Annotated in this window: 20 protein-coding genes and 1 tRNA gene; 9 read left to right on the top strand and 12 right to left on the bottom strand. The window is 53.9% G+C overall.

Annotated elements, in window-relative coordinates; genetic code table 11:
- Positions 1 to 137 precede the first annotated feature (137 nt).
- Positions 138 to 914 (bottom strand): exodeoxyribonuclease III, encoded by a 777-nt coding sequence (xth, locus tag FJ146_16900; GenBank protein MBM4253647.1) that lies wholly within the window; start codon positions 912 to 914, stop codon positions 138 to 140.
- 9 nt (positions 915 to 923) lie between these two features.
- Positions 924 to 1,307 carry a hypothetical protein gene (locus FJ146_16895; protein MBM4253646.1) on the bottom strand — a complete coding sequence of 128 codons (384 nt, stop codon included), beginning with the start codon at positions 1,305 to 1,307 and terminating at the stop codon, positions 924 to 926.
- A 45-nt stretch (positions 1,308 to 1,352) separates the two neighbouring features.
- Here FJ146_16895 and FJ146_16890 point away from each other — a divergent pair, with 45 nt between their 5' ends.
- Entirely contained in the window at positions 1,353 to 2,459 is a 1,107-nt protein-coding gene (locus FJ146_16890; protein ID MBM4253645.1) for a class I SAM-dependent methyltransferase, read from the top strand.
- A gap of 2 nt (positions 2,460 to 2,461) precedes the next feature.
- Here the strand turns inward: FJ146_16890 and FJ146_16885 are convergent, their stop codons facing one another.
- Both FJ146_16885 and FJ146_16880 read right to left on the bottom strand, forming a co-directional pair.
- Positions 2,462 to 2,842: a DUF1801 domain-containing protein gene (locus tag FJ146_16885; GenBank protein MBM4253644.1), complete on the bottom strand. Its 381-nt coding sequence runs from the start codon at positions 2,840 to 2,842 to the stop codon at positions 2,462 to 2,464.
- A gap of 70 nt (positions 2,843 to 2,912) precedes the next feature.
- On the bottom strand, positions 2,913 to 3,266 hold the full coding sequence (locus FJ146_16880; GenBank protein ID MBM4253643.1) for a hypothetical protein: 354 nt from the start codon (positions 3,264 to 3,266) through the stop codon (positions 2,913 to 2,915).
- Positions 3,267 to 3,424: 158 nt separating this feature from the next.
- On the opposite strand from FJ146_16880, the gene FJ146_16875 reads away from it, so the two are divergent.
- Positions 3,425 to 3,985, top strand: coding sequence for a DUF4256 domain-containing protein (locus FJ146_16875; GenBank protein ID MBM4253642.1), 561 nt, complete (start codon positions 3,425 to 3,427; stop codon positions 3,983 to 3,985).
- 25 nt (positions 3,986 to 4,010) lie between these two features.
- Here FJ146_16875 and FJ146_16870 read toward each other — a convergent pair.
- A tRNA-Thr gene (locus FJ146_16870) sits at positions 4,011 to 4,086 on the bottom strand.
- Positions 4,087 to 4,179: 93 nt separating this feature from the next.
- Positions 4,180 to 5,199, bottom strand: coding sequence for a succinylglutamate desuccinylase (locus FJ146_16865; protein ID MBM4253641.1), 1,020 nt, complete (start codon positions 5,197 to 5,199; stop codon positions 4,180 to 4,182).
- A gap of 145 nt (positions 5,200 to 5,344) precedes the next feature.
- Between FJ146_16865 and FJ146_16860 the strand changes: the two genes are divergently transcribed.
- The gene (locus FJ146_16860) at positions 5,345 to 5,683 is read left to right on the top strand and encodes a hypothetical protein (protein ID MBM4253640.1); all 339 of its coding nucleotides are present in this window, start codon (positions 5,345 to 5,347) and stop codon (positions 5,681 to 5,683) included.
- A gap of 42 nt (positions 5,684 to 5,725) precedes the next feature.
- Positions 5,726 to 6,316: a hypothetical protein gene (locus tag FJ146_16855; protein ID MBM4253639.1), complete on the top strand. Its 591-nt coding sequence runs from the start codon at positions 5,726 to 5,728 to the stop codon at positions 6,314 to 6,316.
- Positions 6,317 to 6,325: 9 nt separating this feature from the next.
- Here FJ146_16855 and FJ146_16850 read toward each other — a convergent pair whose 3' ends face one another.
- On the bottom strand, positions 6,326 to 7,555 hold the full coding sequence (locus FJ146_16850; GenBank protein ID MBM4253638.1) for a tetratricopeptide repeat protein: 1,230 nt from the start codon (positions 7,553 to 7,555) through the stop codon (positions 6,326 to 6,328).
- Between the two features lie 66 nt (positions 7,556 to 7,621).
- Here FJ146_16850 and FJ146_16845 point away from each other — a divergent pair, with 66 nt between their 5' ends.
- Positions 7,622 to 8,692, top strand: coding sequence for an ATP-dependent 6-phosphofructokinase (locus tag FJ146_16845; protein MBM4253637.1), 1,071 nt, complete (start codon positions 7,622 to 7,624; stop codon positions 8,690 to 8,692).
- 210 nt (positions 8,693 to 8,902) lie between these two features.
- Here FJ146_16845 and FJ146_16840 read toward each other — a convergent pair whose 3' ends face one another.
- Positions 8,903 to 9,553 carry a hypothetical protein gene (locus tag FJ146_16840; protein ID MBM4253636.1) on the bottom strand — a complete coding sequence of 217 codons (651 nt, stop codon included), beginning with the start codon at positions 9,551 to 9,553 and terminating at the stop codon, positions 8,903 to 8,905.
- 154 nt (positions 9,554 to 9,707) lie between these two features.
- On the opposite strand from FJ146_16840, the gene FJ146_16835 reads away from it, so the two are divergent.
- The gene (locus FJ146_16835) at positions 9,708 to 10,223 is read left to right on the top strand and encodes a GNAT family N-acetyltransferase (GenBank protein MBM4253635.1); all 516 of its coding nucleotides are present in this window, start codon (positions 9,708 to 9,710) and stop codon (positions 10,221 to 10,223) included.
- Here the strand turns inward: FJ146_16835 and FJ146_16830 are convergent.
- From FJ146_16830 to FJ146_16820, 3 genes are all read right to left on the bottom strand, one after another.
- Positions 10,204 to 10,719, bottom strand: a complete 516-nt coding sequence (locus FJ146_16830; GenBank protein MBM4253634.1) for a hypothetical protein — start codon at positions 10,717 to 10,719, stop codon at positions 10,204 to 10,206. The genes FJ146_16835 and FJ146_16830 overlap by 20 nt on opposite strands.
- A 68-nt stretch (positions 10,720 to 10,787) precedes the next feature.
- The gene (locus FJ146_16825) at positions 10,788 to 14,270 is read right to left on the bottom strand and encodes a pyruvate carboxylase (protein MBM4253633.1); all 3,483 of its coding nucleotides are present in this window, start codon (positions 14,268 to 14,270) and stop codon (positions 10,788 to 10,790) included.
- Between the two features lie 72 nt (positions 14,271 to 14,342).
- On the bottom strand, positions 14,343 to 15,056 hold the full coding sequence (locus FJ146_16820; protein MBM4253632.1) for a hypothetical protein: 714 nt from the start codon (positions 15,054 to 15,056) through the stop codon (positions 14,343 to 14,345).
- 364 nt (positions 15,057 to 15,420) lie between these two features.
- On the opposite strand from FJ146_16820, the gene coaBC reads away from it, so the two are divergent.
- The 3 genes from coaBC to FJ146_16805 all read left to right on the top strand — a co-directional run bounded on the left by coaBC (position 15,421) and on the right by FJ146_16805 (position 17,944).
- Positions 15,421 to 16,641 carry a bifunctional phosphopantothenoylcysteine decarboxylase/phosphopantothenate--cysteine ligase CoaBC gene (coaBC, locus tag FJ146_16815; protein ID MBM4253631.1) on the top strand — a complete coding sequence of 407 codons (1,221 nt, stop codon included), beginning with the start codon at positions 15,421 to 15,423 and terminating at the stop codon, positions 16,639 to 16,641.
- Positions 16,616 to 17,443, top strand: coding sequence for a 1-acyl-sn-glycerol-3-phosphate acyltransferase (locus FJ146_16810; GenBank protein MBM4253630.1), 828 nt, complete (start codon positions 16,616 to 16,618; stop codon positions 17,441 to 17,443). Before coaBC ends, FJ146_16810 begins: the two co-directional genes overlap by 26 nt.
- Positions 17,444 to 17,512: 69 nt before the next feature.
- Positions 17,513 to 17,944: a hypothetical protein gene (locus FJ146_16805; GenBank protein ID MBM4253629.1), complete on the top strand. Its 432-nt coding sequence runs from the start codon at positions 17,513 to 17,515 to the stop codon at positions 17,942 to 17,944.
- Positions 17,945 to 17,975: 31 nt separating this feature from the next.
- On the opposite strand, the gene FJ146_16800 is transcribed toward FJ146_16805, so the two are convergent.
- A partial coding sequence (locus FJ146_16800) for a hypothetical protein (protein MBM4253628.1) occupies positions 17,976 to 18,097 on the bottom strand: 122 nt, incomplete at its 5' end.

Here is an 18,097-nt window from a genome sequence, read left to right as displayed (position 1 = left end):
GCTTTTTTTGTCAACCCTTCGTTTCACTTTTTTTCAGTGTCTCGCCGGGTCAGCGAAGTGGCTCAGTGCCGAGGAAGGTGAATCTACGCTTCTAAAAACTTTTGTCAACGCAGCTTTGAAGGTTTTTGCATTTTTTTTCAAAAGGTCTTCAGATCATAATCAATGATCAGCGGCGCATGATCCGAGAACCGGGTCTCCTTGTAGACCGAGGCCCCTTTGACCTTCGCTTTGAGCTCGGGTGTGACGATCTGGTAGTCGATACGCCATCCAACATTGTTCTCGTAGGCAGCGCCACGATTGGACCACCATGTGTAGGCGTCTTCTGATTGGTCAACGACACGGAATGCATCGACAAATCCCAGACGGCCTAACACCACATCCATCCACGCACGCTCTAACGGGAGAAAGCCAGAATTCTTCTTATTCCCGCGCCAATTTTTTAGATCGATCTCTTTGTGAGCAATGTTCCAGTCGCCACAAATAATAAACTGCCGTTTGGTCCGTCTAAACCCTTCCAGCATATGCGAGAAGTGATCCAGCATGTCATATTTAACGTATTGCCTGTCCTGACTTGCAGAACCCGACGGGAAGTAAACGGAAATCACCGACAACTGCGGATAATCTAGCTGGAGGTAGCGCCCCTCAGACTCTAGGGCGGCAAGCCCCATGTCCCGAACGATTTTTTCCGGCTTCCGCTTGGCATAAACCGCCACACCACTGTAGCCGGGGCGCTCGGCTAGATGGAAATGGGCGTCGTAGCCCGTTAAGGCGGCTGCCTCGGCTGGCAAATCATCCAGCTTGGCCCTGACCTCTTGTAAACAAATGAAATCAGCATCTTGATCGCTCAACCAAGACCAAAGCCCTTTATTAGTTGCCGACCTGATACCGTTGACGTTGCAGGTGATAACGCGCATTAGTTGCCTCTACTTGTCCAGACTCCAGACAAAGAACTTAGGGTAATTACCATCACAAATCACGTTGATTGCACCGGCTTCATGATCCTCAGGGGCAGTCGACGTTAAGAGCACCGTCGCCTCAGGCCTTGATTTCAGGACGGCCAACCGTCTGTCGTTGCCAACAATCTCCCGGTGGAGAAATCCAATCACCGTCAGCGTGCGCCCCCACGGCCAATTGCTGGCCTTTCTAAAGGTCTTGCCACTAGCAGCGCTCAGCTCATCTAGCTTTGTCATGTAGGGAGCAATGTCCGCATCTGTGAGCTCACGGACGACGCTAATGCCATCTGAGCGGCCGCATGCCGGAAGTCCTAGTAAGGCTGTGACTAATAAAGCTGAATTCAGTCGCATCATACAAACCGTTCCTTTAGATTTAGAGCAGAAAATAAGGAGCCGACCATGTTCGCCATCGACATACCTCAAAAGGCACGAGAAGCCTATCCATCCTTACTGCCTCTCATCTTTGCTGACACGGCCATCCCCGATCTCATTGCTGCTTGCCGGGAAGTAGCAGCGACTGCTGGCGATGCCGCTGGGGTGTTTATCTATGCCGCCGTCATCGAGGCCAACCAGGACCGCAAAGACCCAATGCGATTAGACCGCGCGAGAGCTTTACTCGCCCAGGCTGAATCCCATCCCTTCGCTAGTTTCCTGTCACGCTATTTGATTGAAACGGGTCAATTTGCACCCACGGCTGTCGCCTTTGAGAGTACCGTACCCTATGACGTATGGGCAGCAACACGGTTTTATCGCGGTTATCGGCGCAATACGCTACGAGCGCTCAGCGAGTTTATCCGTATCAACGCGCCGGCCGCGGAGCAGGCTCCTCCTGCCATCTGTGATATTGGGCCCGGCAATGGCCTGCTCTTAGGCGATATCGTTGCCGAAGCGCTAACTATGTACCGCCTCAGTAGCATTAGAGTCGTCATCATTGAGATGTCGCAGAATATGCTCGATGCGACCGTCGCCCATTTACAGTCTAGATTTGGTAACCAAGTCGACTGTGTCGCCATCCAAGGAAAAATTCAGGACATCAGCGCGGATCAGTTAATGGCCGCGGCTGGCGGCCAGAGTTTTTGGTTCACCACCGGCTCGGCGTCGCTGCACCACATGCCAGCCGAGGTCAAACGTGATGTGTTTATCAAACTAGCTGAGATAGCACCGCGTCTTGTCGTCACTGACTTTGTCGCCAATCATGATTTACCAGAGATGAACAGTCCTGAGTTAATTTATTCGGTCAGTAATTTCTACGCCTACATCATGGACGATGTTTGGAATACGACCACGGAAAGCACCGAAAGACGATGGGAGGCGATTGCAAATTTCTTCCTCACGGAAGCCATCAATATGCTTACTAAGCCGCGTCTTAGTCGCATCGACTATCACGCGCCAGTGGAGCAATGGAATAAAATCGCCGCCGAAGCCGGATACAAAGCCGACCGCACTTTTTACACATCTTATGATGATAAGCGGCCGGTGACCTTCACGACCGCATACTCTCATTGAAGCTAAACATGATTTTTACGGTTTTGGGGCGATTTCTGCCCGCTAACTTCGCTCACCCTGAATTTGACGATTTTTCGGATCAGTGCTAACGGCAGGGCCTCATCTAGAGGCAGCTGAATAGCGCCCTTGCTGGTACGAAACTTCTCTAGTTCTTTGGCAAACTTCTTAATGGGCGAAGGCGTGGGATAGAAACCAATGTGATCTTTGCATGCGGCAAAGTATACCAGGGCCTTAGTAAGTTTAAATGCGGGCATACCGTAGGAAATGACCTCTTCACATTCTGGGGCAGCCCGATGAATCTCGTGACGCAGGACTCGAAGTAGCGCCGCCACCCTCGCCGGCTGCTTGGCAATATAAGCGTCCACTTCCTTCATGCTGTTCATCCTACTCTTTTGGGTGAGGCCATTGGGTCAATCTACCAGTGAGCGTGGATTTCTTGAACAGCGATAACAATCAGTGCCCAAGGTACTGTAGACAACCATTGGTACAGCGGAATCTGCCGCTCCCTTGACCCCAAGGCGCACCCTCTTGCCCCTCGGAGAAACCAACGAAGGAGCAGCTTCTGCCATCGCGGTTGTAGGAGTAGCAGTTGTTCGACGATCCAGAATTGCCACCGCCAGTCCAACCTGGATCAACATGACCATTACCCCAATCCACGGCTGATATGCAGGGGACATAGGCCGAGTCGTAGGATCCCGGGCTAAAACACTCCTCGGCTGTAGCGATGCCAGAAGAGCCGATAGCCATTATTAGCGCGGCGCGACCAGCAAGTTTACGAGACACGGTTCTTAGATTTAGGTTTAACATTTGTGAAGCTCCCTTCGTTAAAGACCGGAGTGTAGTAACAAGGTTCTTGTTAGTCGGTGAACGCTGAAAATAGCGAATGTGAGCTTCGAAAAATTGGAATACTCTAGGAAAAATACTCATAAAATGTAGCAATGTGTTCCTAAATCGGAGCGTTTTCCATGGCTAAACACACACTGTCTAAAACTGCGGCGCGGGAGATACTCACTCAACTTGAGTCCCGCTTTGCACAAAACATGTCGCGCCATCGCGCCATCAAATGGGCAGATGTGCAAAAGAAACTGGAGCGCTTCCCTGATAAGCTTTGGTCACTCGCAGCAATGGAGGACTCCGGGGGCGAACCCGATGTGCTCCTTTACGACGCCACGTCTGACACCTATATTTTCTGCGACTGTGCACCAGAGAGCCCAGATGGGCGACGAAGCCTGTGTTATGACCCCGATGCACTGAAATCCCGCCGCGAAAATAAACCTAAAGACAGTGCCGTCGGGATGGCTGCCGCTATGGGTATCGAACTCTTAACGGAAGACCTATATCGCACTCTGCAAGAGCACGGGCCTTTCGACCAAAAAACCTCGAGCTGGATCGCGACTCCCAGCGGCGTCAGAGAACGCGGCGGAGCCCTCTTTGGGGATTACCGATACGGCCGCGTCTTCACTTACCACAACGGTGCTGAGTCTTATTATGCTGCAAGGGGATTTCGCGGGATTTTAAAAGTCTAGGTGGTATGAATGGCTTGTGGGAAACTGGAGCCGTTGATGCGATTTGAACGCACGACCTGCTGATTACGAATCAGCTGCTCTACCAACTGAGCTACAACGGCATTGTTGCTTGAGGTCAGAAGACCTTGGGTGCAAGGCCATGGTTATACCTAATCCTATCGCCTAGGTGCCAGACTTTTTTTCGTCTGCCTGTTTCACGGTGGCAGATCAGCCCCAGTGATCTGGCGCATGATCCGCAAGACTTCCGTCGGTCGACTTGACTGCTGCGATTGTTGCTGTCTAGTTAGGTACTTAGGAAACAAGATGCGTCCCGCAGCCGGTGCCAGTAACGGGCGATCATCGACCGCACCCAAGCGTTCCCCCAGCTCCACAGAGCGAAAGTTATCGAGTCCTTCAACTAAGTCGACAAAGCCGGCTTCGGGCCAGGGCAGGGTGGATGCCCAGGTGTAAATCTCTGGCGTCGCAAGTCTCGTGCGGGCCGCAAGAGCGTCTACATCGCCAGCACAGTTGAGCGCTGCCGCCCTGATACTCCAGATAGCAGCGTCGACACCGACAGCAATTTGGTAGCTATCGAGGCCGTTTTGGCCCAGCTCAATCGATATACCGGTGCCACCCCGACTATTCACAAATTCATCGGTACACATGCCTTCGGCAGAAAATGGTTTGCCCCAATGCGTCACGATGGTGAGTCGCGGCATGATCTGGCGTGCAAAGGCATGGCTCTTGGCACTGTGGGGAAAGATGAAGAACGGCCGATCGCTGCGGCGCGTCGTCTGGTGAAAGTCGAGGATATAGGCTGTACGCTCCAAGATAGGCATCAACTCAAGGGCACGGCGGTCCTCAAGCGTAGACGCATCGTGGCGCGCGAAACTGCGGTTAAGATCGCGATCGACAAAGCGCTTATTCTGGCGCGCAGCCCGGGGATTACCGAGCACAAAGGCCACGGGAATATCGAGATTGATACTGCCTGCAGCAATATGGGCCAAGGTGTCATTGATCACGGCGGCGCCGGCCCACTCGTTACCATGGGTGATACCCATGAGCACCAATCCTATGTCCTTACCTTTGGGCAGGCTGACTCCGGTGCGCCGCGGCTTCACGAGCCAAGCGTAATCCGTGAGCCTTTCAAACGCCACTTGCTGATTCAAGTTTGAGCCTGAATCCGTGAAGAAATCATCAAAGCGGCTTAGCTGCTTTTCGATATCCGCCGTCATCGCCAAGACTTCCTTACTGCACAGTTAATGAGCTGACTTAAACCGGAAACACATGGGTCGTGTGGAAGCACTTTGGCATATAGAGTGGACTGGAGTCTACCGGCCGATTCCGCTAGACTGGGAACAAGATTAATAGCAAGGCCGTTTGGCAGCTTGGACTCTCATGAATTTAGTAGCCGCAACAAAACGGATATTGATGGTGATGGCGGGGCTGACTTTACTGGCGGCTTGCGACCCAGACGGTAAGAAGGAGTGCGCCTGGGTGCTCGAACCAGAGCCCAAGCTCGATGGCCAGACCGACCCCGGGTATATCCCGCTTTGTGCCCGTAACCGCACGACGATGAAAGAGGACTGCCGTCTTCAGGCAACGCTGGAATACGCGCAAAAAGTCTATGGTCGTAAGTTTCGTTACGTCGATCTTCGCGTGACCTCGGCTGGCTCGCCACGAACCATCGCCAAGATTAAGTTTTGCGATGGTGATTAGCCGTACCTGAGATTAACCGCACAAGACAGTATAGGTGAACTCGTGACACTCATCGCCCATGTACGCAGCAAAATGACATCTACTTCGATTGGCTTCGTCCTTCTGAGCGTCGCACTCTCAGGGTGCATCCTGACACGCGGACAAAGCCTCAAGGCCGAAGCTGCCCCCCCGCGGCAGCAGGTGACCAGAAGTCATCAGGAGGCGACTCCATCGCCCTGGCACGAATTATTAGTCTTTAAGCTTTCCAATGAGCCAGGTAAATACAAAGATGCGTGGGCGCTCTTTAGCTCTGGTGGCTGGGCCGATGCCGGTCAGATACTGGTGCTAGGTGACAAGGGCACAAAGCGTTACCACGTCTACCTGATCAAGCCAGGTGACAGCGAGATCTCGAGCGACCATCAGGTAAGTGCTGAGGACTTCGATAAGATCCTGGCACCGGCTATCAAATCTGCCAGTGAGTTGAATGATCTGGCACCAGTCGCATTCGATGCGCTGACCTTTTACTACGAGCATGCCAGTGTCGGGGGGGACGGCAAGGTTGTGATCGCCAAGCGCCTCATCATACGCCCGACGATCAAGACGCCGTCACCGCGGCACGATGCCGTTGTTACAGCCTTTCAAAAAATACGCTGATCCCGAACGTCAGCTCGCCTTTTTGTGCTGCTGGAGCACCTTTTCGACTTGCTCCATGGCCTGGCGTGCCTTGTCGTAAGTGGGCTCAAGCTGCAGGCATTGCTTCAAACTTTTTTGGGCTTTTTCGTAGCCCTCGATAGTCTTTGTATGCATATGTGCTAGGGCAACATTGAAGTAAATCAGATAGTTTTTCTTGAACTGCGGGTAGAATTTGAGTGCGTGGTCGTACTCGGTGAGGGCCTTATCGATTTCGTTACTTTTCGACAGGACGACGCCCTTATTGTTATAGAAACGTACGATTTCCATCGGCGTCGTCGTTTCTTTACCAAGAGCGATCGCATGGCTGTCGTACCCGTGATCGTAGAGTTTTGAAAACATCTCAAACTTGAGATCGGGCTGGTCAGGGCTAAGAGTCATCATTTCCTTCATTTTATTGACGCCGTCGTCGGGCTGATTCAGCTCTAAATAAGCGTCCGTCAACTGCTCGATGCGCGCGATGTTTTGTGGTGCCATCTGATCAAGCTTTTCGAGCAGCGGCTTTGCCTCATCAAAACGTCCGAGATGCATCAGCATCGTAGCTTTCGCATTTAAAAGCGTCGCATTATTCGGTTCGCGGTCCGAGAGTGGGCCTATGAGATTCAGCGCATCCTCGTAGCGCTCAGCCTTTTCGTAAAGACCGTATAGAACAGAGATGCCCTTGTTGCCGAGTTCTGGCAGTCTTTTCTTGACCGCTTCAATGGACTTCCCGAGGTCATTGGTCTTAGCGTAGTAGGTCAACACTTTATCCTTAAGATCCTGGAACGCTAAAAGACGCCTACGCGTCATCATGGCTCTTTGAAGCACAGGCAGTAATTGAATCACAGAAAATGGCTTCGGCAGAATCTCAAGGTCACCCAGCTCCTTGATGAGTCCGGTATTGGAGTCGGTGATCTTATTCCCCGTCACCATGATGAATCCAATACAACGGCGATCGGGAATTTCGTGGGCTCGCCAACGCTGGACGAGGACGAGTCCCTGCATAGGCTTAAATTCCAGGGAGATGAGGACCACGTCATAGCGCGTTTGATTAAAGTAATAGAGAGCCGTATCCAGTGATGCAGCTTTGTCGAGAGTGATGTGCTGACGCTGCAGTCCTTCCTCAATAAGGGCAGCAGTAGACGTATCGTCGTCTACTAACAGCAGTCGCTTCGGCAAATTGTCGTCATTGCCCGCCATCCGATCCTCCGTTGAGAGGGTCATCGGCCACTCAGCGCTAAAACTTAAGCCGTTTGCTGCCTCTGGCGAAACCTGTTATCCTTGCCTAATATGACAAAAAAACGTTTAAAATTGGCCCTTTGTACCGGCGGTGGCGACTGTCCTGGCCTCAATGCGGCTATTCGGGCGGTGGTCCATACTGCCGTAAAATCTCATGGTGCTCAGATAGTTGGCGTGCGTTCCGGGTTAACCGGACTGCTGCACGTCGAAAGTGTCAAAAATCTGACAGTGGCGGACACCGACGGTATTCTTGAGTTGGGGGGTACAATCCTAGGCACCAACAACCAAGGGAGCCCTTTTCGCGACCCACACCAGGCCGCCACAACTCTTGCCGCTATCCAGAAAAATTGGCGACGCCTTAAGTTGGACGGCATGATCGTCATCGGTGGCGACGGTACGCAGTTCATGGCTAAAAGATTATCGATGAGTGGCCTAAATATCATCGGTATACCAAAGACGATCGATAACGACCTCATGGGTACCGATCAGACGATCGGCTTTTCGACAGCAGTGGATATTGCGACCGAGGCAGCATGCCGCCTCAGAACTTCAGCAGCAGCGCATGACCGCATCATGATCCTTGAAGTGATGGGACGTGATGGTGGCCACATCGCCCTAGCCTCTGCGCTTGCATCAGGAGCTGACGCCTGTCTTATTCCGGAAATTCCTTTCGCCAACGAATCGTTACTAAAGCACGTGAAGCAGCGGCAGAAAGACGGACGAAACCATTACCTCATGGTCGTCGCCGAAGGTTCGACGGAGATCGGCGGCAATCAGCTCTACGCGGCCGCCAACGGCAGCGCCAAGGTCCTCGGAGGGATGGGCCAATATGTCGCCAACGTGTTACATGCAGGTACAGGCCGCGATGTCCGCGTAGCCGTGCTAGGTCACATCCAACGCGGTGGTTCGCCCAATGCCGACGACCGGATCTTGGCCAGCATGCTAGGAGTCCAAGCGACGCAAATGGCTATTACGGGCGCCTTCGGCAGCATTGTTGGCCTGCGTGGCGGTAAGTTAGTTACGATTCCGTATAAGACGCTCACTCACAAGCGTCGTTCCATCCAACTCGATGACGCAACAATAGCTACAGCCGAGGCAATGGATATTTGCCTCGGCCGTTAAAATTTGAAGTAAAGTGTGGCAGTCCCGATCAATCAGCTGCCACGACCTTATTAACGCCAGCGCGCTTTAGGTTGCTTTTTGCGACCAGGAAACTGACGACGCTTGCGACGAATGCGCAGTTTTTTCTTAGCGCGGTAGCGAGCTGATTTGTTGCGATTGCGCGCTGGGCGTGTGCCTTTTTTCATAACCTAACTATCTCCCTTTGGGGCCTTAGAACCGATAACCTAATGCCACGTTTACGCTGTCAAGTGACCCTGTACTGGCAGCAAAGAGCTCGACCCGAGACTTCTCCGAACTGGTGCTAGTAGCACCGGTGTCGCCGTACACTGCATCAGTCGTCTTTTCACTCGCAAAGAGGGCACTCCTAAAGAGCGGCACCTCGAAGTCGACAAAGAACTCCCGCTGCAGGCTGATGCGTATACCAAAATCAGCACGATAATATAAGCCGTTTTTCGCAATCTCGGAATAGCCGTTGGGGCCCGGTGAGGCAATGCGCTCCGTCTTGAAGCTACCGCTGGCGAGTCCGTAGGGCTCGATGCGGTCAGCTAACTTATCGAAATAATAGCGAACACCGCCGCCTGCATTGAGATTCACCGCGCTGCTCGGAGCACCCGTTGCCCCACCCTTACCGTAGCTAAGGATCTCCATGTCGCCCTGGGTATACCAGAACCAGCGCCCTTCGATCTGATCCGCAAACCGCGCTCCGGCACCAATCGCGTTGAGGGTGTTACCGCTCTTGCCATCGGATTTATATGACTCGTTGCGATAGACTCCCGACAAGATACTGATCTCGGGCGAGGCGAGCCCCACCGATGCAAAACCCACAAGTCCGACTGCAAGCAACAGCTGGCGCGTCCACATAACTCAGCCTCCTCATTTTAGACTCTAAAATACTAGGAAATTAAGGCTTTAGTTATCGATTGTGGTCAGCTAATTTGCAACTAAAGATTGTGCTATCTCTGCTCCGTGCTAGACTGCACGGTCGTAAAGACCACCACTCATTCTAGGCCAAGCGATGCGTGACGATGTGACTGTAGAAGCACTATCTACTGAGACCGAAGACTACGTCAAAGACCTCATCCGGCGTAACTTGGCTGGCTATGAGGAGGCTGGCTCCGTTCTTGCTGCGACCTTCCGACGCCTGACCAATTTGCTACGCGTTTATAGTGGTGAAGGTGCCAAATGTTTTGTGCTACGGGATAAAAAATCCCAGGAATGCATTGGCTTTGCTGGACTCGGACCACTGCACGGATTGTCCCCGTCAGAGGGGCTGGGTGAGGTACGGGATCTGGTGATCGAAGAAAGCCACCGTGGTCGTGGCTACGGCGGATTTGTTTTGCAGCATTGCATAGATGCGGCTCGCCAGCTCGGCTATCGGCGGCTGTACTTAGAGACCACACCACAAATGGAGCGCGCGCAGAAGCTGTTTGTTAGTTTCGGCTTCCGGCCCGTCACCCAGGCCCAAGCAAGCGATAGCGCCCCCAAGAATAAAGAGGGCGTACCTGGATACTTTATCCTTGAGAATCTTTAGACACGGCGCCCGCGTCTAACTTTGACACATCGCAACCAACGCGCAGTCCCTCAACTTGCTGTAATTTAGCTAAGGTGAGGACACCAGAATGAGCACGGCTGCCGGTACTCGGCTGATAGAGCGAGGTCAGTACGCCAGAGGTAAAACCCAAAAAACCTTGGCCTTTCTCGGAAATTGCGCCGTGTCCCGGCTCCTCCGTTGCGATTTGCTCTGCGGTCGCACCGACCACTTTGGTCACGCTGACCAGGATCGCTTGACCCTCGTCCGTCTCACTCACGGCACCGCGGACGTTAAGTTTGTAGATAGCCTTGTCAGCCGGTGTTTCAACGGACTGACATACGACTTCCCAACGACCACCGGCAGCGACCGGGGCGGGCGTCTCTTTCGCCTCTTCTGCGGCGCTGAGGCTTCTGGCTCCGTCATTATGCGCCTTGCAACTTGCAACAGTCACGCAGAGTGCCATCGTTACCATCACTAATGTCAACTGTCTGACCATAAAGTCCTCCAACGGATCGACCGAATCACACCTATAAGCAGTGTCCACAGTATCAAAGCGAAACGCAACTACGCTAAAGCCACCAGCAGGTCACCGCTCGTAATCACATCACCAGGTCTGACATGAACTGCGGCGACGGTGCCGTCCGCCTTGGCGGTGATCAGATACTCCATCTTCATCGCTTCTACCACAAGTAATGGATCACCGACTTTGACCAATTGCCCCTCTTTGGCACTGACTGACTGCACTTTACCTGACATGGTTGCGGCAATATGCCCAGGACTCAAGGGATCGGCCTTCAGGCGGCCGCTGCCCCCACTGCTATCCGCTTGGTCGTGGACCTCGATGACTCGCGGAAACCCATTTAGGTTAAAGAATACCGAGCGCTTCCCGTTAGTATCAGGGTCTGAGACGCCGGCCAGGGAAATCACGAGTGTCTTACCTGGTTCCAAGTCTGCCTCGAACTCTTGGGCTTGCCTTAAACCGTGGAAAAATACCGGCGTCGGTAAATCGCTAAGGTCACCGAAGGCCTCACGATGCCGTAAATAGTCGAGGTAGACCTTAGGGTACAGCCGGTAGGTAAGCACCTCGCGCTCACCGACCGGACACCCAAGGCGGTTAGCCAAAGTACTTTCGCAACTAGCAAAAGAGTCCTCGGCTGGCGTCTCAGGTCGTGACGCCTTGGCCGCAGTCGCACTAGCGCCTGCCCCTAGGACTAGAGACTTCACTGCGGCGGGTATTCCTCCGTACGGCGTCCCCAAGTCTCCCCGCATCAGCCCCAAAACAGAATCCGGGTAATCCAGGTGCGGCCTCTTGGCTAGCCACTCGGGACCAGTTAAACCCTGCTTTTGCAGTAGCAAAGCCATATCACCGACAACTTTGGATGACGGCGTCACCTTGATAAGATCACCAAATGCCTCGTTCACTTCACGGTAGCGTTTAGTCAGCGCGTGAAAGTCGTGCGGACTCACGCCGACGCGCCGTGCCTGCTCATAAAGATTACTGTACTGCCCACCTGGAATCTCATGTTCATAAACATCAGTCGAAGTCGACTGGAGACCGGGATCGAAATCACTATACATCTGTCTGACGACTTGCCAGTAGCGCGCGAGCTCGTCGAGCACTGCTAGGGGCACCTCGGGGCACCGACGATCACCTGCCATCGCTGCAACGACACCATTGAGCGAAGGCTGCGACGTTAAACCTGCCATCGAGCTCACAGCGCCATCGACAACTTCACAACCGGCATTGGCCGCCTCAAGCAAGGTAGCGACACCGACACCCGCCGTGTCGTGAGTGTGCAGATGGATGGGCAAATCGACCGTCTCGCGCAGGGCCTTGATGAGCACGCGCGCCGCCTGCGGCCTCAGAAGACCCGCCATGTCTTTGATACAAAGTATGTCGGCGCCCATGGCTGCAATTTCGCGGGCGACATTCAGATAGTAGGCCAACGTATACTTAGTATTCGAGGCAGCAATCACGTTACCAGTGTAGCAGAGACAAACCTCGGCTATGGCGCCGCGTTTTTTCACTTCATCAACGGCGATCCGCATTTTGTCTGGCTGGTTGAAACAATCAAATATTCTAAAGATATCGAGTCCAGCATCAACAGTCAGACGTATAAAATCACGGATGACCCACTCGGGATAGTTGGTATACCCGACGGCATTGTCGCCGCGCAGCAGCATCTGCAGGAACGTGTGCGGCACTAGCTCACGCATGGCGGCAAGACGCTGCCAGGGGTCTTCCCTTAAAAATCTCAAAGACGTGTCGAAAGTCGCACCACCCCAAACCTCGAGCGAGAAGAAGCGATGCCCAAAATCACGATAAAAAGGCGCAACTCGTATCATATCACGCGTGCGGAGCCGCGTCGCAAATAGCGACTGGTGTGCGTCACGCATGGTCGTATCTGTGAGTTGCAGCGAGCTCTGGCGGCTGAACCACTGCCTGAGAGCGGTCATCCCTCCTTGTTTATAAACATCGCGCGCCGTGGGCGGCGTCGCTTCTTGTCCGTTACCTTGGACATGACCACGCTCAGGTAAAAGCGGCTCGACCGCTGACTGAGGCATGCGTGATGACAATTCGTGCGGGTTGTTGACCGTCACATCCGCCAGGTACCGCAACATCTTTGTCGCGCGATCACGTGCTTTGGTGACTTTAAAGACTTCGGGATGATCATCAAAAAAACTGGTGGTTGCTGCGGACGCGAGAAAAACCGGATGCGACACTACATTTTTCAGTAGTGCCAAGTTGTGCTTAACACCGCGAATGCGAAACTCGGATAAGCTGCGTTCCATCTTGGCTGCGGCCCCGCTGAGATTAGGCGCCCAAGAAATGACCTTGACCAACAGAGAATCGTAGTACGGTGTGATCACACCTCCCGCCGTAGCTTGTCCTTCATCCAGCCTGATCCCGAAGCCACAACCTGGTCTGAATGCAATAATTTCCCCAGTATCAGGGGCAAAATTATTGGTCGGATCCTCGGTTGTTAAACGGCATTGAATCGCGGCACCACGTTGGACAATAGAGTCCTGTGACGCAATGCCTATGCGCGGATCTTGGAGCGGTATACCCGCCGCCACAAGTATGGACGCTTGGACTAAATCCACACCAGTGATCATCTCGGTCACGGTGTGCTCAACTTGAATCCGTGGATTAATCTCTAGGAAATAGGCCGATTCATCGGCAGCCAACAGGAACTCTACCGTCCCAAGGCAGCTATAACCAACCTGGCGCGCCAAGCGCAGTGCATACTCACAGAGACGTTCACGCGTCGCGGCGCTGACACCGAGAGCAGGTGCCACCTCGACGACTTTTTGATTGCGGCGCTGTACCGAACAATCGCGCTCGAATAAATGTACGATCTGACCATGCACATCGCCCAGCAGCTGCACCTCGATGTGCTTCGGCTTAACGATCATCTTTTCCAAGTAGAGATCTGCACGGCCGAAATTAGTCGCTGCCTCGGACTGGGCCCTTTGAAACGCCTCGTCTAGTTCGGCTGGCGCATGCAGCATCCGGATGCCCTTACCGCCGCCGCCCGACACGGCTTTGAGCATCACAGGATAGCCGATGGCTTTGGCCTCCAGGTGGGCATCGGCCAGGGATGTGAGCGGCTTTTCCGACCCGGGAATAACGGGTACGCCGGCCGCCTTGGCTATCGCTCGTGCCGTGACCTTGTCACCGAATGCCGCTAGCACGTCAGGCGTAGGACCGATGAACTTGATCCCTGCCTCGCCGCACAGCCGCGCGAACTCCGCGTTCTCGGAGAGAAAACCGTAGCCGGGATGGATCGCGTCAACGCCCCACTCTTTGGCCTTGGCTACGATATTTGCAGCGTCAAGATAACAAGCAATCGGTTTCCCGGGCGTCCCAATCTTATAGGCCTCGTCAGCCTTGAAGCGGTAAAGACTGAAACGGTCCTCGTGGGAATAAATGGCCACGGTGCGAATATTTAGCTCAGTTGCGGCCCGCAGTATGCGGACCGCTATCTCGCCTCGATTAGCCACTAACAGGCGTTTAAAGGGGGGATGCGCGGCGTGTGCAGTCATGGCACCTTAAGCCTCCGTTCAGGTCTCGCGTCAGGTCTCCCTAGCCATGAAACTCTGAGCGCACGTCACAACTCAAAAGCGGAACCGAAGTCCGACATCAGCGGCGAGCAAATTGGCTAGGACTTGGCGGCCACTGCCGGACCCTCCAGCGTTACCGAAATCGACATCAAACTGAAACTGCGTCCAGTCCACACCGGCAGTAAAATCAAACCGCGACGTCAACGGTGCCACGAGTTGCCAACCCACGGTCCACGCTAGGCCGTTGGTGCGATCGGATTTGACCTTGGTCGCACCAGCCTCGGCCTCGTAAACTGTCGAGGCAAGGCCCACACCTGCCTTAAGTACGCCGAACATCTGGCTCCCCAGGCTGTAACCATGGCCGACTTTAAAGATACCGCCGTTGAGCCCACTGAGGGTCGATTTGCCGCCCAAGGCTGACGACGCAGGCAGGCGGAAATCGAGACTTCCGGTGAAGAGTTCAGCGCTGATTTCGAACCTAGACCAACTGCCGGTGTTTGCCTGATAGCCGGGCTCGACGAATAAAAGCGAACCAATCCCAGGGCTGGAACCGCCGTCCGTGCTGCGGCTTTGGCCAAACCGAGCTCCCGCACCGACAAATAGCCCGCTGTCGTTAGCCGGGTTTGCTGAAATTCCAGTCGTTTTGACTTCGTCAGGCGTGAGCATGTCGCCAGCGGCCACAGCCATAGGCGCCGTCAAACCAAAGGTCGTTAGTGCGACGATTTTAACTAAAGAGGTCAATGACTTGGATTTGCTGCGCAAGCGCATCTCGATACTCCTCAGAAGGGTCTAGGGACTAGAGAAAGTCCTTTGATATTCACAACTCCTCACCGACCATGGCAGTTTGCCACCTGGCCAACGGCGACGATAGGAAAATCTACGGGGACAGAAAACCTCCTTGCTTTTGCCGACGTCTTCTCTTAGGTTCCCGTCTTCATAGAGTTGCGGGAGATGTCATGGGTTCACCTACAAAAAAGCATAAGACACGTCGCGTCGCCAAATTGGCGAAGCAAGGTAACAAGCGTAAAAATCAGATCCGTCTGCACGGAACAACTGCGCCAAACTTGCCGCTTGATAAGCCAAACGCCAATGAGCTGAAGCAACGCGCCTCTAAGGCCAAAGTTAAAGCATAATGAACTTCAACAGTGACTTGACGGTGGATAGACGCTCCGATGCGTTGACCGGCCGTCAGATCGATGTGGTCGTATCCGGTTCCATCGGCTCGGTGGAAGCGGTGAAATTCATTCGTAGTTTGCGTCGGCTGGGCGCCGCAGTGACCCCTTGGCTCACCAGTGGCGGCGCGCAGTTTGTGACGCCTCTTGCACTCGCCTGGGCAGCCGGGCGTGACGTGCGACAGGCGTTTACCGGTGACGCCTCGCACATAGCTCTGGGCGATGCCTGTGTGGTCGCGCCTGCGTCGGCTAATCTCCTCGGTAAATGCGCCAACGGGATCACAGACACACCAGCGACGGCCCTGATTGCCTCCTACCTCGGCAGCCGCAAGCCAGTGCTTATCCTTCCGAACATGCACGACAGTTTGGCTCAGGCCCCGGCGGTCATGAAAAACCGCGAGACTCTTGCCGCCAACGGAGCTCAGTTGCTCGCGGCGCGAGTCGAAGAGGGGAAACAAAAGTTCCCCGAACCAGCTGTGCTCGCCGATGAGGTAGCTCATCGGCTGAATCGTCACGCGGCCAAAGAGGCTGCAGTTTTAGTCACGCTAGGTACGACGCGCGGCTACATCGATGACGTCCGCTATCTTTCGAACTATTCGACAGGAACCTTAGGGTCACTGATCGCTGAAGAGCTTTATCGGTGCGGCATCGCAACACATGTCGTCTGTGGCCCGTGTCCGCGCCAGCCGAAGTCATACACCTCGCTGGCTGCGGTGGCCACGAACGAAGAAATGACAGCTGCGGCCAGCGCGGCCATAGCATCGGGGGCTGATGCGGCGGTATTAGCAGCATCGGTCCTAGACTTCACACCGGAGCATCGAGCCAGCGGCAAAATCCCCAGCAGCGCTAACTCTAAGCTCAGCCTCAATTTGGTGCGCACACCGAAGATCATCGCCGGCATCAATCCCCGTTCGGGCATCAAAGTCGGTTTCAAATTGGAAACAGACCTCACCGCGACACGCGCAGAAGCTTTGGCGCTTGATTACTTCGCTAAATATCAGCTCAGCTTGATGGTTATCAACGACCTGTCTCAAGTTGATGCCACGAGGCACCAGGCCTACGTTGCCAGCTATAGTGACGCGCGTGCGGGCAAGGGACGCCTAGAATTGCAATTGCTAGACGGCAAGAACGCTGTCGCCGAGGCCGTTGCGGGCCATGTGGCCGCGCGTCTGCGTGGCTGACAGAATCATTAGACCAATGAAGGATTGGCTAAGTATTAGCGAAGGATCAGCGATGCGCTTTATTAAAGGCTTATATTTTTGGGTCGTTGCCTTCACGGTAACGATCATACTCTTCACACTGCTCAGCATCGCTCATGCGATGGCGACATTGCGCGGTCGCGGCGCCGATGGTCGCGCCGCTCATAAATTTGCGGCTTTGTGGGGCAGGCTGATGATCTATTTGATGCCTGGGTGGAGTTGCGAAGTCGATGGCAAGGAGTATTTACCTCGTGACTATCAGCCGATGGTCATCGTGGCCAATCACGAAAGCATGTCCGACATCTGGGCCATTTATTTTCTTGGCATTCAGTTTCGCTGGTTAAGTAAAGATGCCGTGTTCCGTATCCCGGTGATTGGACAGGCTATGCGATGGTCCAACTACGTTTCGGTAGACCGCAGTAGCCGGCAGAGCGGGATCGAAGCTTTGGCCGAGAGCGCTAAACGCATCAAGCAAGGACTGTCGATGTTCTTCTTTCCTGAGGGGACACGGTCTCTTGATGGTGTCATTAAGCCTTTTAAAAACGGTGCATTTAAACTCGCAAGGGACGAGGGAGTATCGGTGCTTCCCATTGCCATACATGGCGCAGGGGCTATGCTACCCAAACACTCTTGGATACCAGGGCGCGCACGCATCAAAATCAAAGTGCTGCCGCCACAACCGGCACCTCCTGCCGACGCTGACCTCGAGGCCTACGGCGAAGCTATCCGGCAGCAGATCATCGGCGCTCATGATTCTCTGGTAGCAGCAAAAGCTGACGTCTAGACGTTTGCATCATGGCGGGGGCATGCTACCTTCGTGGCATCCATTGATGATTCTCGAAAGGATATAGCCATGCGCACCGCTCGTCTTGCCGCAACTGCTTCCGCACTTCTACTCATCAGCCCTATGGTCAAGGCCGAGGCTCAGAGGAAATTTGCTGATATTGAAATCAGTATCGATGATCCCGCTTTGCAGAAAAAAGACACGGGCATCAGAACCCTGTACGTCACCCTTTACGATGCCGCTAGTAGTATGCCGATGCCATATGGAGCGCTAAAGGTGGACCTAGATAAAGATGCCAAGGGAACCTTCTACAAAGGAGAACTCAACAGCACCAACGTCATGATCATGGGCGGCGGTGACGTGCCCAAGACCTTACGTATCAAAGCACGTCTCGATAAAGATGGCTCTGCAGGACGCGACGAAGCCGGCGATCTCGTTGGGATCGCCGACCAAGTAAGCCTTGGTGCAAAAGTCAAAGTAGTGATCAACAGAGCCATCTAAGTCCCATTAGATCACCGCTAAGACACTGCTATTAGCGCTTCAGGTTGATCACTTCCTCGTACATCGTGTCCGTGGTGGTGATCGACCTAGAGTTAGCCTGGAATCCACGCTGCGTCATGATCATGTTTACGAATTCTGCGGCCAAATCAACAT

This window comes from Deltaproteobacteria bacterium (assembly GCA_016874735.1).
Lineage (GTDB): Bacteria > Bdellovibrionota_B > Oligoflexia > Oligoflexales > CAIYRB01 > CAIYRB01.
Note: the sequence above shows the minus strand (reverse complement) of the source record. Positions and strands in the feature narration are given on the sequence as shown.